This window comes from Gilliamella sp. B2911, from assembly GCF_026536965.1.
Lineage (GTDB): Bacteria > Pseudomonadota > Gammaproteobacteria > Enterobacterales > Orbaceae > Gilliamella > Gilliamella apicola_E.
In genome coordinates, this window is the sequence record NZ_JAFNNA010000009.1 from 88,008 (window position 1) to 105,117 (window position 17,110).

The following is a 17,110-nucleotide window of genomic DNA, read 5'->3' on the forward strand; positions in this document are numbered from 1 at the left end:
TTTAAAAAAAAATCTCAATAATGGTAAAAATCAACTTAAAGTAGACGATAAGTATAGATATTTTTAATTTTAAAGTTACGAATTCGATTCACAATGGGTTTCAATAACAACATAATACCGTTAAAAATGGTGGCTGATGCTAAAAGCAAAAATAACAGCAGGTTTACACAAATTGGTAATAGATTTTCGCTTATATCTTTTTGGTATAACTCTTGCGTATTTATGGTTAATGTTGAAATGGTATGATTAGCGTCATAATCAACATTCGAAACGAATCCCGACACCGTGACATGATCAGCATGAACGATAGATTGTGGATCTTCACTCTCACCCGATTGAGAAATTGTATTTTCTTTTAAACCATGTAGAAGAAAATAGTTTGAGGAACTGGCTAAATGAAAAGAGGTATCGGCACTTTGAATTAATGCTTCAATACATCTATCGGCTTTATTTTTAACAGGTACTTCACATGACACATCTAAAAAATTTAATTTCACTACATCACCCGATTTGATGTCGCTAGTAACTAATTTTGATGGATCATCAAAAAACCAACTTTTAGAATCGTGATTGTATTGATGATAAGCAAATAAGAAATTGTCACTCACCTTTGCTTGATTATTGATAGCATAAAGGTAGAACATGCCAGCTAAAAAAAGCCATAAATTACGTCCCCAAAATTTTGGTGGCCCAAATTGTTCAACCTCTTTAGTAACCGACATATCGTAGCCATAATGGACAATTTTTTTACTGTCAACATCAACATCTAAATCAACAGCAATAGCGAAATTTTGCGTAAGCGCAATTTCAACTTCGTTATAATCAGTAAGGTAACGATCCATATTGAAAGGAAATACAACATCAATATTTTGGATTTTATAGGAACAAGTGTTTTCGGTATGCGAAAATTTAGTTTGTTTGACACAACTACCGGATATTAACATCACTTCTCGAGAAACTAATGATGACTTCTTTTTCTCAGAAGATGGGTTCATCGATAAATAGGTTTCTAAACCATCTCTTTCCTGTTTAGTTAATATTCTAAAAGGTTTAAGGTCAGTAAAACTACCGGCTATTAGCTTATTTTTATATTTATTTATTCTAAACTTTTTTATTGGATAAGAAATAATAGAATAAATAAATAAATGAAATAATTAATTGAATTATCGTCAAAAAAGCAAAAAAACGCATTAAAACTTATTCCTTATAAGTCTTATTTTATAATAAAGTAAAAATTTAACTTTTAATTATAAAATTAATGATTGACTGTTTTTTCACTCCGAGATAGACCGATAATTCCAGAACGCACAATTTCAACAATATTACACGTTTCACGAATTGAGGCTAAAAACGAGTCTAACTTTTCGCTCGTCCCTGATAACTGTACGATGTAATGAGTAGCAGTTACATCGACTATCGAGCCTCGAAAAATATCAGCACAGCGTTTTACTTCATCACGCGCATCAGAACCTTTCGCCGCTACTTTAACCAGCATGATTTCACGCTCAACGTGAGGACCTTCGGTTAAATCATTCACTCGATAAACATTGACCAGCTTATGCAGTTGTTTTTGGATCTGCTCAATTACATGCTCATCCCCCGTTGTTTGAATCGTCATACGACTCATGGTTGGATCTTCGGTTTGTGCGGTAGTAATCGATTCAATGTTGAATCCACGTTGTGAAAATAAACCAATGATTCGTGACAAAGCACCCGGTTCATTTTCTGTTAAAATTGATAGTATATAACGCATTAGGTTCTCTCCGTTTTACTTAGCCACATTTCATTCATTGCTCCACCACGAATTTGCATTGGGTAAACATGTTCTGTCGCATCCGTCATGACATCAATAAAGACTAAACGATTTTTTATCGAAAGTGCTTCTTTAAGTTTCGGTTCCAGATCTTCACGTTTATCAATCCTCATACCTACATGACCATAAGCTTCGGCAATTTTTGCAAAATCGGGGAGTGACTCCATATAAGATGAAGAGTGACGACCAGCATAAATCATATCTTGCCACTGTTTAACCATCCCTAAAAAGCGATTGTTAAGATTTAATACAATCACTGGCAAGCCATATTGCAATGCGGTTGACAGCTCTTGAATATTCATCTGAATACTTCCATCACCAGTCACACAAACCACATGCTTTTTAGGAAATGCGAGTTTGATACCTAATGCCGCTGGCAAACCAAATCCCATAGTACCCAGTCCACCTGAGGTAATAAAGTGACGCGGTTTGTCAAATGGATAATAAAGTGCCGTAAACATTTGATGTTGACCAACATCGGTAGCAATATATGCGTCACCTTTGGTTAATTTATATAAAACTTCAATGGCTTCTTGCGGCTTAATGCTTTTACCTTTGTGGCTGTATGCTAAACATTTGCGCGCACGCCAATGGTCTATTTGCTTCCACCAATCGATTAGCGCATCTAAATCACGATCAACATTAATTTCATTGAGTTGAGTTAACATTGTTTCAAGTACTTTTTTAGCATCGCCAACTACCGGAATTGCAGCGGATACTGTTTTAGATATTGACGTTGGATCAATATCAATATGAATAATTTTTGCTTTAGGACAATATTTTTCAACATTATTAGTCGTTCTATCATCAAAGCGAGCACCGACAGCAAAAATCACATCGGCGTTATGCATGGCCATGTTTGCTTCATAGACACCGTGCATACCAATCATACCTAAATATTTTTTATCAGTCCCTGGAAAAGCACTAATTCCCATTAAGGTTGAGGCAACAGGAAGATTTAATTTATCAGCTAAAGATTTAACCGCGTCGCTAGCATTGGCACTAATTACACCGCCACCAATATATAGAACGGGTTTTTTAGCTGATAATAATGTAGTTAATGCTTTTTTGATTTGTCCTTTATGCCCTTGAATGGTTGGATTGTAAGAGCGCATTGAGACTGATTGTGGATAGCTATAGTTATATTTATTTGCCGGATTAACAATATCTTTTGGCAAATCAATCACAACTGGACCGGGCCTCCCTGTTGAGGCAATATAAAATGCTTTTTTTATCGTTTCGGGAATATCTTTGCTATCTTTTATTAAAAAGCTATGTTTAACAATCGGGCGAGAGATCCCAACCATATCACACTCTTGGAAAGCATCATTACCAATTAAATTACTGGCGACTTGACCAGATAAGATAACTAAAGGCACAGAATCCATATAAGCAGTAGCAATACCGGTAATAGTATTCGTTGCACCAGGACCAGAGGTAACCAAAACGACTCCGACATCTCCAGTTGATCTGGCATAACCATCAGCCATATGCACAGCAGCTTGTTCATGACGGACTAAAATATGCTCAATTCCACCTAGGGTATGAATGGCATCATAAATATCTAGAACACTGCCTCCTGGGTAACCAAAAATTTGCTTAACTCCCTGATCAATCAAGGATTGAATGACCATTTCTGCGCCTGACAATTTTGCCATGGTTGTTGCCTCCATTTATAACTATTTTGTCATTTTTTCCCCATTTTGCATGAACTAATACAGAAAATCAATAAAGTCAACAATATAAGTTAACTTATTCTCAATTTTGGGTACTAGTACTCATTTTTGAAAGAAATAACTTGTAAAAGTTTATTTTATCTATTTTAATGCAATAATAGTGAGAAATTAATCGATCGACTAATTGATTAATTTTGAATTATTAAAGGCGTTTTCGCTTTTGTTTACGCTCTTTTATATATGTATATTAGGGCTCATTATAATTGAAAGGTGTGTTTAATGGCCAATTCTTATTACAAACAAACCTCCCTATCTGATTGGCAATTAGTCAAAGTATCAGGTATGGATAACCGTACATTTTTACAGGGACAAGTAACCGCTGACCTTAATCGTATTAACGAAAACTCAGCATCATTTGCAGCACATTGTGATGCAAAAGGACGTATGTGGAGTAATTTTATATTATTCCAACGAGGTGAAGATATATTCTATATCTTACGTAAAAGTGTTGCCGAAAGACAAATTAGTGAATTGAAAAAAACAGCAGTTTTTTCTAAAGTAACTATAGAACCCGTTCTGGATTTAAATCTAGTCGGATTGGAAGATGATGCAATAGATCCTTCTGTGATCTCAGCATTGGGCGATCACAATTGTGTCACTATTGATGGTGTTACGTATCTTAAACTCACTTCGCCTAAGTTGCGGGTGATAAAAGTATCGTCTGAACCATGTGATTTACAACCATCTGATCGCTGGTTACAACTTGAATTAGAAGCAGGTCACGCTATTATTGATGCTCCTAATATTGAAAGTCTGCTTCCTCAAGCTTGTAATTTACAACATTTTAAAGCAATAAGCTTTGATAAAGGTTGTTATTGTGGGCAAGAGATGGTAGCTAGAGCGCAATTCCGCGGTGCAAATAATCGAGGGCTTTATCTATTAAAAGGTCATAGTAAAGCATTACCGGAAATCGGTGATAAACTTGAATATGAACTTGAAGGAAACTGGCGTGAAGGTGGTCAGGTCTTGGCGGCATTAAAAGTTGGGCAAAATGATGAAATTTATGTTCAAGTAGTGTTAGCAAATGGTCTTGATAGTGAAACAAAATTCAGAGTCAAAGGCCAACCTGATAGTGAATTAAATTTATAATTTAATATCGATCAAGCAGGAATAGTTTTATAATTATTCCTGCTTTTTAATATCTTAATTTCCTAACTCTTGATGAACAATTTCAACAAAATATTGTGCACCAGTTGTTAACAGCTCATCATTGAAATTATACGACGGATTATGAAGATTCGCGCCCTCTCCCGCACCAATTTTGATATAAACGCCCGGCACTTTTTGCAACATAAAAGCAAAATCTTCTGACCCCATTGTTGGTGGTGAATCAATCACAATTTTATCGTTACCCACAAGTTTTTGGGCAACTTTAATTGCTATATCCGCTTGTTTAGCATGATTGATAGTTGCTGGGTAACGGCGTTGATAATCAACTTCGGCTTTAGTACAAAACGTTAAAGCGGTTCCAGTTGAAATATGTTTGATTCTTTCTTCTGCCAAATCTTGATCTTCAGCACTCAATGCCCTAACTGTTCCACGAATCACCGCATGTTGTGGAAGCACATTCCAAGTATCGCCACTATGAATCTGTGTCACACTAATAACTAACGAATCAGTTGGATTTAAATTACGGCTGACAATTGTTTGCAAGCTATTGACAATATTGGTAGCGGTTAAAATGGTATCTCTACCTAAATGTGGTGCAGCAGCATGTGAACCAACACCAGTAATTTTAATTTCAAAAACATCATAAGATGCCATTACTGGACCATGATTAATTAAAAAATGGTTTAACGCTAAATTAGGTTGATTATGCATACCATAAACAGCTTCGATAGGAAATTTTTCAAATAGACCATTTTCCACCATCACTCGACCACCGCCTTCGTTTTCTTCAGCGGGTTGGAAGACCACCACCACCGTACCAGAAAAATCACGATTAGCACTTAAATATTTTGCTGCGCCTAACAATGTTGCAGTATGACCATCATGCCCACAAGCATGCATTTTACCGGGAATTTTTGAACAGTAGCCAATTTTGTTTTCTTCAACGATATCCAACGCATCAATATCTGCACGTAAAGCAATAGTACGACCTTTATTCTTACCATGAATAACTCCTACTACACCCGTTGGCGCAAAATCGGTATACAGTTCATTGATTCCAAACGATTTTAGCTTTTCGATAATAAACTGGGTTGTTTGCTTCTCTTCGAATGCAGTTTCAGGGTGAGAATGAATATGATGACGCCATTCAATCATCTCATCTTTTAATGCAGCAATGCTTTTCGCGGTAGTACTAGTCATTGATTATTCCTTACATTTAGCTATAAATCTGAAAAGACTTTATTCGCACTATAATCTTAATTTGAATAAAGTAAAAATAACTAATTCTTTTATCGTTATCTTTTTTAGTTATAAGCCAAGGAGTGCAAGAATTTTATGTGAATACCAAAAGAGATGTAATTAAAAAACAATCAAGATCACAAACTGAAAATGATTAAATAACCAGATAGCAACAGAAAAGGACCAAAGGCGATCGTGTCATGCATTGTTTGCTTATATTTTGCCAAAATAAAAAAAAGTATGCCTGACAATGATGCCATAATTAACAATAATGGAATTAATTGATAAGGTAGCCAAGCACCCAAAGCCGCGGCGAGCTTAATATCCCCACCACCTAAACCGGCTCGTTTTGTTAGGCAAAAATAACAGACAGCAGGTAATTTAAGCATTAAATAACCACAAAAAACCCCCGTTAAGGCGTCGCTAACGGTTAACGAATTTAGATCAAAATAAGCCATCATCAACCCAGCCCACATCAACGGTTGTGTAAAAAAATCAGGCAGTAAAAAATAGCGAAAATCAATCAGTGCTAAAAGCAAAAAATAGCTCGCAAGTAGCATTAATAACATACTTTGAAAATTGAGATCTTTGTTCAAATATATTAGTAAAAATAATCCCGCTACAGCCAACTCAAAAATTGGATAGCAAAAAGCGATCTTTTGCTGACAAAAATAACATCGCCTTTTTAATATTAACCATGATAGCACTGGAATTAACTGCCAAGCTGAAAGTGAGTGTTGACAATGTGGGCACGAAGAATGAGGAAACGTGATAGCGACCAAATAATCAAACAAAGATTGGGAAGGCGTATATCGCCAATAAGCAACTTGCAAAAAACTACCGACCGCAAGTCCAACACAAAAAACTACGACAGCCATTAATGAATCACATCTCCCATTTGAAATACGGGTAAATACATCGAAATCACTAATCCTCCAATTATCAATGCTAAAAATAGCATCAAAATCGGCTCAAATGCTTTGACTAAATTATCGCTTAAGGTTTGATTTTGTTGTTGATAATAGAGGGACAAGTTATTAAGCATAACATCTAATGAGCCTGACTCTTCGCCAGCATGAACTAGCTGTACACAAAGTTTAGGAAAATAGGACGATAGCATTTGACTAAAGGCATTACCTTGTTCAATACCGTTAATTATTTTATTGATAATGTCACGATAGTAACTATTTCCTGTAGTATTTGCCGAAGCACTAAGTCCTGTTAGTAATGGAATACCTGCTTGCTGAGTGATCGCTAATGTGTGGAAAATCTGCATTAAGCACTGTGATTGAATCACTTGCCCCAATAACGGCAATGCTAATTTTTGCCGATCAATCGTGAGTTGATAGCGGACTTTAAAAAAACGCTGGAATAAAAAGTAACCCAGCGACGGCACTAATAATATGAGTACACCATTTTGCTGAACCTTATTCGCAATATCAATCACTAGCTGGGTAAAATAAGGTAATTGAGCATCAAAACTTTGATAAATATCGGCGAATTTTGGTAATACAATAAACATCATCACGATAATAACCACTACTGACACTGACAATAAAAAAAGCGGATAACGCATTGCCTTTCTAATTTGTTTTTGTAATTGCAATGATTTTTCAAGATGCGCGGTTAGTTGTTCAAAACTGTGATCGAGTTGTCCGGTTAATTCACCAATAGCAATAATTTCACAATAAAGCGCAGGAAATACCGAATGATATTGCTTTAAAACAGATGACAGTGATTCACCTTTGGCGATTTGCTGACTAATGTCTGATAACAAATACTGCCATTGAGGTTTAGGCTGATCATCAAGAAGTAATCTCAAACTATCAACAATCGATAATCCAGCCTTTAACATAGTGGCTAACTGTTTTGTGATAATTAGCAGATCGCTCGGATGAAAACTTTTTTTAGTAATAATATTTCCGGCACGAATTTTAATCGCGATTTGCCCTTGCAATAAAAGCTGTCTTTTCACATCTTGCTTTGATGTGGCAATAATCTTATTTTGATGAAAATTAATGTCATACCAAAAATAGATCCGCTTCATACACTATCACCCTATGACTACTTCACCTAAAACCCGATTTAATTCAGCCAAAGTAGTGATACCTTGTTGTACTAACTTAAAGCCAGCTTGTAGTAATGTGACTCTATTTTGGGGTGAGATTGGTTGATTAGTTATAATCTGTTGTTGCACTTCTGGGGTCACCATTAACAGTTCATATACACCTACTCGTCCTAAATAACCACCTACACACTTGTCACACCCCATGGCGATAAAGTGTGGTGAAGGTTGATTATCAATTAGGGTTAGTTCACTAGCAACGACTTTACAATGTTGGCAAAGCTTTCTCACCAACCGTTGAGCGATAACCAATTTCAAACTGGACGATAAAAGATAATTTTTGATGCCCATTTGATTTAACCGAATTATTGCTTCAATACTCGAATTAGTATGCAAAGTGGATAATACTAAATGGCCTGTTTGAGCTGCTTGAATGGCAATTTCGGCAGTTTCATGGTCACGAATTTCGCCAATCATCATCACGTCTGGATCTTGGCGCAATAAAGCGCGTAATATCACCGAAAAAGTTAGGCCGGCTTTATGATTAATCGCGGTTTGATTAATACCTTCTAAAGGAATTTCGATCGGATCTTCAACACTACAAATATTACATTCAGCTTTATTTAGATGCTTTAACGCACTATATAAAGTCATAGTTTTACCACTGCCGGTTGGGCCAGTAACCAAAATCAACCCTTGCGGATAATCTAAAATCTGTTTAAGTGTGAGAAGATCTTGTTCGGTTAATCCTAAATCATTAATGGTTAGCTCAGATTCATGATTATCCATAACCCGCAATACAATCTTTTCACCGTTGATCACCGGCAAGGTGGCAATTCGCATTGCATAGTTATTAATTACCAATTGACCATCTTGCGGTAAGCGGTGTTCAGCAATATTTAAATTAGCCATAATTTTTAATCGGGCGGTGATCTGCTTAGCAAGGCTAAGTGGTGGCATTAGCCTATTTTGCAAAACGCCATCAATTCTCATGCGTATTCGATAGTAATTTTGATAAGGCTCGAAATGAATATCAGATGCTCGCTTATCCAGTGCTGATAATAATAGCTTATCGAGACTTTCAACCAATTGATCTTCTTGCATCATAATTTATTGAAATTTAAAAATATCTTCACAAGCCGTTTTTAAACTGTTATCAACAGGATTGGTGACACAGGTACGTGACCAATCTAAATTGCCTAACGATGAGTTCAACTTAGGTGTTAAAGTTGTGGTTAAGCTAGATAACGCGCTCTTACCGACAATAGTAATCACGCCATTAGTAACATTGATCGAAGTAACATAGTTAGTCGATCTTGTCGTGGGCACACCATTTGCTCCAGCATTACATTTATTTAATGCGCCCTGCTCAATAGCACAAATTTCAATCGCTGTTTTATAGGCTGTCATTGATTGAAGCATATCGGTTAAAGCGGCCTTTTTGACATAACTTTGATAGGCTGGCAAACCGATAGCTGTTAAAATGGCGACTACCACAATGGCGATCATTAACTCAAATAAGGTAAATCCAGACTGCTTGTACATAAATTCCTCTAAAGATTAATCAATTGATAGATAGAGTGACTTTATAGCAAACTGAAAAAATGAAATAATAATCAGATAAAAGATCTGGAAGTTAAAATACAAATTGATTACCACAATCAACATTGTATTAATCAAAGTTGTGAACAAGATCGCAATACACACTATTGGAGCCATAATGACCTTAAAAGTGTTAAAAATAGTTGATGGTTGGATAAGCAATATCAAACAGGTCAAATCGCCGTATTATAATGATCGCACTGACCCCATCACATTATTAGTTATTCATAATATCAGCCTGCCACCCAACCAATATGGCGGGCCTTATGTTGAACAACTTTTTACCGGTAAGCTCGATCCAAATCAGCACCCTTATTTTGCCGATATCTATAAATTACAAGTATCAAGTCACCTATTTATAAGACGCGATGGCGAAATTATTCAATTTGTGCCATTTAATAAACGTGCTTGGCACGCAGGTAAATCAGTATTTGAAGGTAAAGAAAACTGCAACGACTTCTCAATTGGCATAGAAATGGAAGGATGTGATACCGACAACTTTACCGAAGCACAATACCAGCAACTTGCCAACGTTACCATACTATTACAACAAACCTACCCAATCGAAAATATAACCGGACATAGTGACATCGCCCCAGATCGCAAAACCGATCCTGGTCCTTATTTTGATTGGAATTATTATCAAACACTGATTAATATGAAAACAATTTCAATACAACTTAACCTAATTAAAGATGAACTGCAAAACCTTAACTTATGGCAACCCTCACCCCCTGAGGCAGAAGCTTTTTTAAGTGAACAGCCATTTGCACTCGACACCATGCAACCGCATGAATGGTTACAGTGGATCTTTATTCCGCGCATACAGGCGTTAATCGATGCTAACAGCGAAATACCTAAATTTGCTCTCCATCCTTATTTTGAAGAGTCATACAAACAACAAGAAATAGAGGTAGATAATTTATTAGCACTAATTAAACAACTTGATGAATTAACCACCACTCGGTCAACAGACGAATAATCGAAAAGAGAGACAGCCACAATCGTGGCTGTAAAATTGAAAAATTAATTGTTCATTCTGCGGTATTCATTAACCGCTTGTTGATGATTGCTATAATTGCTACTAAATGTATGGCCACCAGTACCATTAGCAACAAAGAATAGATAATTCGTTTTAGCTGGATGTGCTGCTGCTTCAAGTGATGCTAAACTTGGCATAGCAATTGGTGTTGGTGGTAGCCCCTCAATCACATAAGTATTATAAGGATTATTGGTATCAGTCAAATCAACACGCCTAATCGTACCCGTATAATTATCCCCTAACCCATAAATAATGGTGGGATCGGTTTGCAACTTCATATTTGCTTTTAAACGATTAACAAAAACCGAAGCAACATTAGCACGCTCAGAGCTTATGCCTGTTTCTTTCTCAATAATCGAGGCAATAATCAGCAACTCGTAAGGTGTTTTATAAGGCAGATCTTTATCGCGATTATCCCACACTTTTTGTAGATTGTTTTTCATAGTCAAATGGGCGCGCTTAAGAATATTAATATCTAAACTATCTGCGGTATATTGATATGTATCTGGTGATAACCAACCTTCCAATTTTCCATCATCAATGCCCAATATCTTCGCAATCTCATCATGTGACTTACCGGTCAATGTTTGCTTGATATAAGGCGTATTACTAAGCACATTTAACCAATCCTTAGCACGCTTACCTTCAACAAATTGCACAAAAAAACTGCTTTCTTTACCCGACACCAACAATTTTAAAAACTCATCAACAGTCATATGAGGATGTAATTGATAAGTTCCCGCTTTAATCGAACTTAAAGAGGGATTGAGTTTATACAAATAAGGCAACAAATACGCTTGTTGCATTAAATCACTCTCCTTAACTTGCTCAACTAATTGATGCAAAGAAGTGCCTTTTTTCAACACAAACATCTGATTATCAGCCGTGACATTCATATGTTGCTTAGAAAATTGTTGTAAATAATAATAACCAATAGCTAATGAACCACCGACGAGTAAAACTACCGTCAGTAACGTATACAAAATAAATTTTTTAATCATAACCTAGTCTTTATAACGAATTTTTGCGCGTGAAGTTAAGCGCGTTAATAACTCATAAGCACTCATTCCCGTGTGCTTAGCGATTTGTTCAACCGGCAACTCCTTGCCCCAAAAAATGACTTCGTCGCCGGGTTTATCCTGGCAGTGTTGTCCTAAATTGACCACAATCATATCCATAGAAACACGACCAACAATCGGTACCAAGCGACCATTAATACTCACGGGTGTATTTTCTGGAATATCGCGCGGATAACCATCACCATATCCCATCGCCACAACCCCTAGTACAGTGTCACTTTCACTTGTCCAAGTTTGACCATAACCAACTGATTGTCCTTTTTCATGCTTACGTACTGCGATTAATTCAGATTTGAGCGTCATAGCGGGTTGTAAATCAGCGACTGCATCAGAAAATGGCGAAACCCCATATAACGCAATACCAACTCGAATCATATCAAGATAAGAATCAGGCCAAGCAAGTAAACCACCTGATGCTGCAATCGATTGTTGACAGCCATTAACCAAACGAGCAAATTCATTAAAACGTGCTATTTGCGTATTGGTTTGTGAAGAACCTAACTCATCTGCACTACTAAAATGGCTAATAATATTGATCGGCTGGCGAACAGCTTTACAGCTAGCTAAACGATTAAACTCGTTTATTGCTTCATCAATATGAAAACCTAAACGGTGCATACCAGTGTCAATCTTAAACCAAACTGTGATCTCATTTGCAAAAGGGATCGTATTTAAAACATCGATTTGCCAACTTGAATGGATAACTGGTTGCAAATTAAAATCAAGCAAATCGTTAATATCATCATGCGGAAAAAAACCTTCCAAAAGCACGATAGGACCACGAATACCAACTTGACGCAAAGCTATTGCTTCTGAAACTCGTGCAACACCAAAACAATCAACTTTACCATCCAACAACTGAGCAACCCCTTCCATGCCATGGCCATAAGCATTCGCTTTAACCACTGCCATTAAAGTACAGTTTGGAGATTTTTGTTTAAAAAATTCAACATTGTGTAAAATTGATTTACGATTAACTTCTACAACAGCAATAGACATTTTGCATAACCTAACTTATATATTGAGTGGTTATTGTAAAATTTGTTATCGATAATCACAAATAAAAAATCGGCAATTTGCGTGATTTTGTTGTTAAAAATGTGACAAAGTTAAAAAATCCACACTTATCCTCACAATTAATACAATTCGAATTAATTTAATTATTTACATCCATAATAATAATGATTATCATTTGCAATTTTATATCAATACAACGTTATACAAAAGAGACAAAGAGAAGTTTTATGACCCCAAAATTACATTATGTTGCAATATTAACCATCTGTTTTTGTGCAGATAGTTATGCAGAAGAAAAAAAAGGCAATCCACAAGATACCATTATCGTTACCGCTGATCGGAATGAAAAGACTGTATGGGATAGCTCAGTATCTGTTAATGCAGTCAACCGTGACGAGATTGAAAAACTCAATGGCGATTCTGTGGTTGAAGCACTGCGTGATATTCCAGGCGTTGAAATTACCGATAACGCACTAGCAGGACGCAAACAAATCATGATTCGTGGTGAAGCTCCTTCGCGTATTTTAATGTTAATTGATGGTCAAGAAGTGACTTATCACCGTTCTGGACACGGTTCAAGTGCGGGTGTATTAATCGACATGGAATCAGTTGAACGCATCGAAGTGATTAAAGGGCCTCACTCAGTATTATATGGCTCGCAAGCGATTGGTGGCGTCGTTAACTTTATAACCCGTAAAGGAAGTAAAGATGGAAAACCACTAACCGGAGATGCCAAATTAATCTATAACCAATCGACCAATGGCTTTACCGAAATGGGCACGGTAAACGGCACGATTGATGAAATATTTGATTACCGAATCAGTGGAACCTACTCTGAAAATAATGATCGCAAAGCGTATCAAGGCAAACTGCATGATACCGACTTTGATAATAACAGCATAAGCTCATGGTTTGGACTCAACCTTGATAAACACAAATTTGGTGTATCATTAGATCGTTATAAACTGAATACTAAAACCTACACCGATGATAACTCACCAGAAATAAAAGAATTTTGGGTTAACATCCCACTACTAAAACGTGAAAAAGTGGGATTCTTTTATGATTATGACGTCGATGCAGGTTTCTTAAAAAAACTGCATTATGATGCTTACGCCCAAAAACTCAATCGTCAATTTAGAAACCATGTCGTAGTATCACCTAGACCGATAATGAAAGTAACGACCAACACGGCCACCAATGACGAACAAAAAACCTATGGCATGACATTCCAATCAGACATGCAACCACATAAAGATATGACATTAATTGCTGGTGTACAGTATCAACAAGATAATGTTGACCAAGACTCACATAATGTCGTGATATCAAAAATGCCTGCACCACCAGCTAGTTATACCCAACATAAATACCTAACTAACAAATGGCAACAATCGAGTATCGCACTATTTGGGCAAAATGATTGGGAAATAACCGATGATATCTCTTGGAATCTTGGTGCCCGTAAATATTGGGTCGAATCAAAACTAAAAAACGGCAACACCACCATAAATAAAATCCCGGTTATGGGATCGGCAACAACCAGCCACAGTATCGATCGAAAAAAGAAAACTCATGATAACAACTTTGTTGTATCGTCAGGATTAACCTACTCAGGTTTTAAAAACACCCAACTAAGAGCCTCGTTTGCACAAGGTTATGTTTATCCAACCCTTGCACATCTTTATGCCGTCACCTCGGCTGCTTCGCAAACGATTTATGGAAACTCGCATCTAAAAGCTGAAAAATCCAACAACTACGAAATTGGTTTACGTTATAACAATAACAAATTATTAGTTGATGGGGCTATCTACTTCTCGGATGCAAAAGACTATATCACCCAAATGAACTGTAATGGCTCATCGATTTGTAGTGGCGCATCCGGGCGTTCTATTACATACTACGGCAATGCCAATAAAGCCAAAACCCATGGCTTAGAATTAAGTGTTGAATACCTAGATCTTCCGGTGAATCCTTATCTAAAAGGAAATTACCTAAGCCGTAAAATCGAGACAGATACCTACAGCACTCGTGACACCGGCAACCCACGCTTTACAGGGAGTGCAGGGATAAAACATACAGCTTATTTTGATAAATTTGATATTGATTCAGACCTATTTATGCGATTTGCCACCAACGCAACAAAACGCGGTGATTCATCTGTTTATCACTACAGCGGATGGTCAACATTAAACTTATCAACTACAACCTCATTTGGTGCTAATCGCCAGTACCATATTGGGTTAGACCTCAATAATATCTTAAACAGAAACTACACCACAGCTTACGAATCGATACCAGCTGCTAAATTCCACGCTATCATTAGCGCCAGTATGAAATTCTAGCGATATAGCAAGGCAAAAAAATCTCTACGCCTAAAAAAATCCGCTCTAGTTGGGGCGGATGGTTTATCTTCGACATCAGGCTCTGCGTAAAAAATGCTGACCTTATTTATAGCCTTTTTTCTATCAGCGGATTTGATAAATCCTATCCGATAGCGCCATCAGGCACAGTGTGCTCTGCTATTAATGCAATTCACTAAAATAATTCTTCAACTCCTGAATAAACGCACTATCTACCATCGCTGGGTATTTATTTGCCTGCCATGATTGTAAAAATAATAGATGCTGAACCGTTAACGGTTTGTTCATATCGCGAAATTCGTTTAACTGTTCGTTTACCTCTTGAGATGTTGTGAGAAGGGATTGTGGTGTTTTTTGCTTCGGTATTTGGCAATGCTTTTGGTACCATAGATCATAGCCACTTAAATCATAATCACCCAATAACTCATACCCCGTTAAATTAGGGCTGGCATTGGGATAGCGTTTAGTAATAGAACGGGTAGGAAATCCACCGCAAATAATAATTTCATCAATTTTTTTTATATATTTTGCCGTTGCCTTTAAGTTAAAACCCAATAATTGCTGAACCACATATAATGATTGATTATAAAGCTTTAAAAAATTACCTTCGGCAATAAACTGAACCGGACTTTTACTTAATGCGATTTTATCTTCAATATTCATTTTATATTACTCCTTTAATATCTATATTTTTAACCACCACCTCGGTGCCCAGCATTTTTGCCGCTTAGCCGCAAAATCGCTTTTTTTATTGCTAAACGACGTTGACTCCTTGAGTCAGCTTACTTTTAATCACCTAATACTATTTTTTATCACCCCCACCCCCGCCCTAAGGATTAAGGACGAAGAAATAAAAACTAAGGATGGGAGCAAAGTCCGTAGTCGTCGTTGTAGGTGTAGTTCCAATCCACGCCACCGTTGTTTGTGTGCACGATAAACTGGGAAATACCAATCGGGTCACTAGTCCAGTACCAATTGTAGTTGAAGCCAACGCCTGAATAATCTTCCATATAACCCCACTCAGCAAAAAAACCTGAACCTATATGACGCATGTAAAGATTGTTAGGAGAAGAAGGAGTGGCGCCGACTGAACCCTGACACCAAGTGCCTGAATTACTACCACGACAAGATGAATTGGTTAAATCACTTACGCGAGGCATTCGATAACCAAGACTATTACACCAAGATAAGATATTAGAAGGAGTGCCCGTCTTAGAACCTCGGTGGACGAACCACTGCTTCAATGTAAAACCATATTTGACGACTGGAGTACCATTACTATCACGACCGACCAACTCGAATGTCTGAGGCAAAGTAAGTGCGGGAAGACGACCAGGATTGGATGAATTCTGTTGGGATTCTGTAGTGTAAGGACCAGTTAAAGTAACACGTACGCTTGTAGCAGTAGGATTAGACATTGTGACTGTGATACCACCTTGAGAAACAGGAGACCAAGACAATGGCTGACTACTACCACTAATATCTAAATCAAAGTACAATCCATTACCACCAGTTGTAGGAAAGTTTCTACCGTAAAGTGACGGGTCTGTTTCTTGAGTGAGAAAACCCTTAGCAGGGTCCCACATCGAAGCTGGGCCAGCAAAATCCCAAGATGGGTAACTAGGATAATCACCACGCTTACCAAACCTTAAGCTAGGCCTAGCAAAACAAACCACCGGCGCAGCCTTAGGATTGACGTAATAAGTCACATTACTGGCATTAAAAGTACTACGATTAGGAAATCCGTAACGAGTAGATAATGTACCGTTAGTACTGGATAACGTAACCCTATAAGGTGCCTTACAAATCTCTAGCTCTGTATTACGTGATACAACTTGATTGTTTTTATCAACGATAGATAAACTTAAAGAACCTGTAGCAGTAACGCCAGAATCACCATCATCATCCCCCCAATAATTATTAGGAGGACCGATAAGAGAACTCAAAGCGACTGAAGTAGTATCAGTAGGAACGAACATACGAATATCAGCAAAACTCTGACCCTCAACCGGCAAGACGATTGGGGTTGTAGATGATGAATTGT

The 17,110-nt window shown here is 37.1% G+C and carries 15 protein-coding genes and 1 pseudogene; 4 read left to right on the forward strand and 12 right to left on the reverse strand.

Annotated features, from left to right (window positions below; all coding sequences use genetic code 11):
* Positions 1 to 35 precede the first annotated feature (35 nt).
* The 3 genes from J3U27_RS08620 to ilvI form a co-directional block, all read right to left on the reverse strand.
* Positions 36 to 995 (reverse strand): hypothetical protein, encoded by a 960-nt coding sequence (locus tag J3U27_RS08620; protein ID WP_267377262.1) that lies wholly within the window; start codon positions 993 to 995, stop codon positions 36 to 38.
* 260 nt (positions 996 to 1,255) lie between these two features.
* A complete protein-coding gene (gene ilvN / locus J3U27_RS08625) occupies positions 1,256 to 1,753 on the reverse strand; it encodes an acetolactate synthase small subunit (protein ID WP_065563307.1) in 498 nt (165 codons plus the stop codon).
* Positions 1,753 to 3,471 (reverse strand): acetolactate synthase 3 large subunit, encoded by a 1,719-nt coding sequence (gene ilvI / locus J3U27_RS08630; RefSeq protein WP_267337794.1) that lies wholly within the window; start codon positions 3,469 to 3,471, stop codon positions 1,753 to 1,755. The genes ilvN and ilvI overlap by 1 nt, the downstream gene beginning before the upstream one ends.
* A 297-nt stretch (positions 3,472 to 3,768) precedes the next feature.
* Between ilvI and ygfZ the strand changes: the two genes are divergently transcribed.
* The gene (gene ygfZ, locus J3U27_RS08635; RefSeq protein WP_065733911.1) at positions 3,769 to 4,638 is read left to right on the forward strand and encodes a tRNA-modifying protein YgfZ; all 870 of its coding nucleotides are present in this window, start codon (positions 3,769 to 3,771) and stop codon (positions 4,636 to 4,638) included.
* Between the two features lie 54 nt (positions 4,639 to 4,692).
* On the opposite strand, the gene J3U27_RS08640 is transcribed toward ygfZ, so the two are convergent.
* The 5 genes from J3U27_RS08640 to ppdD all read right to left on the reverse strand — a co-directional run bounded on the left by J3U27_RS08640 (position 4,693) and on the right by ppdD (position 9,508).
* A complete protein-coding gene (locus J3U27_RS08640) occupies positions 4,693 to 5,859 on the reverse strand; it encodes a M20 aminoacylase family protein (RefSeq protein WP_267337796.1) in 1,167 nt (388 codons plus the stop codon).
* Between the two features lie 176 nt (positions 5,860 to 6,035).
* Positions 6,036 to 6,776: a prepilin peptidase gene (locus J3U27_RS08645; protein WP_267377263.1), complete on the reverse strand. Its 741-nt coding sequence runs from the start codon at positions 6,774 to 6,776 to the stop codon at positions 6,036 to 6,038.
* Positions 6,776 to 7,945, reverse strand: coding sequence for a protein transport protein HofC (gene hofC, locus J3U27_RS08650; RefSeq protein WP_267377264.1), 1,170 nt, complete (start codon positions 7,943 to 7,945; stop codon positions 6,776 to 6,778). Before hofC ends, J3U27_RS08645 begins: the two co-directional genes overlap by 1 nt.
* Positions 7,946 to 7,951: 6 nt before the next feature.
* Positions 7,952 to 9,070, reverse strand: coding sequence for an ATPase, T2SS/T4P/T4SS family (locus J3U27_RS08655; RefSeq protein ID WP_267377265.1), 1,119 nt, complete (start codon positions 9,068 to 9,070; stop codon positions 7,952 to 7,954).
* Between the two features lie 3 nt (positions 9,071 to 9,073).
* Positions 9,074 to 9,508 carry a prepilin peptidase-dependent pilin gene (gene ppdD / locus J3U27_RS08660; RefSeq protein WP_065733906.1) on the reverse strand — a complete coding sequence of 145 codons (435 nt, stop codon included), beginning with the start codon at positions 9,506 to 9,508 and terminating at the stop codon, positions 9,074 to 9,076.
* Positions 9,509 to 9,683: 175 nt separating this feature from the next.
* Here ppdD and ampD point away from each other — a divergent pair.
* Positions 9,684 to 10,220 (forward strand): annotated as a pseudogene (gene ampD, locus J3U27_RS11660) (1,6-anhydro-N-acetylmuramyl-L-alanine amidase AmpD); the annotation flags it as partial.
* A 3-nt stretch (positions 10,221 to 10,223) separates the two neighbouring features.
* The gene (locus tag J3U27_RS11665; RefSeq protein WP_416380558.1) at positions 10,224 to 10,547 is read left to right on the forward strand and encodes a YqcC family protein; all 324 of its coding nucleotides are present in this window, start codon (positions 10,224 to 10,226) and stop codon (positions 10,545 to 10,547) included.
* 44 nt (positions 10,548 to 10,591) lie between these two features.
* On the opposite strand, the gene mltG is transcribed toward J3U27_RS11665, so the two are convergent.
* Entirely contained in the window at positions 10,592 to 11,605 is a 1,014-nt protein-coding gene (gene mltG, locus J3U27_RS08670; protein ID WP_416379945.1) for an endolytic transglycosylase MltG, read from the reverse strand.
* A 6-nt stretch (positions 11,606 to 11,611) separates the two neighbouring features.
* Positions 11,612 to 12,685, reverse strand: coding sequence for an alanine racemase (alr, locus tag J3U27_RS08675; RefSeq protein WP_267339287.1), 1,074 nt, complete (start codon positions 12,683 to 12,685; stop codon positions 11,612 to 11,614).
* A gap of 245 nt (positions 12,686 to 12,930) precedes the next feature.
* Here alr and J3U27_RS08680 point away from each other — a divergent pair, with 245 nt between their 5' ends.
* A complete protein-coding gene (locus J3U27_RS08680; RefSeq protein WP_267377268.1) occupies positions 12,931 to 15,048 on the forward strand; it encodes a TonB-dependent receptor plug domain-containing protein in 2,118 nt (705 codons plus the stop codon).
* A 180-nt stretch (positions 15,049 to 15,228) separates the two neighbouring features.
* Here J3U27_RS08680 and J3U27_RS08685 read toward each other — a convergent pair whose 3' ends face one another.
* Together J3U27_RS08685 and J3U27_RS08690 are read right to left on the reverse strand one after the other, a co-directional pair.
* A complete protein-coding gene (locus J3U27_RS08685; RefSeq protein WP_267377269.1) occupies positions 15,229 to 15,729 on the reverse strand; it encodes a hypothetical protein in 501 nt (166 codons plus the stop codon).
* 194 nt (positions 15,730 to 15,923) lie between these two features.
* On the reverse strand, positions 15,924 to 17,110 hold a 1,187-nt coding region (locus J3U27_RS08690), incomplete at its 5' end, for a hypothetical protein (RefSeq protein WP_267377270.1).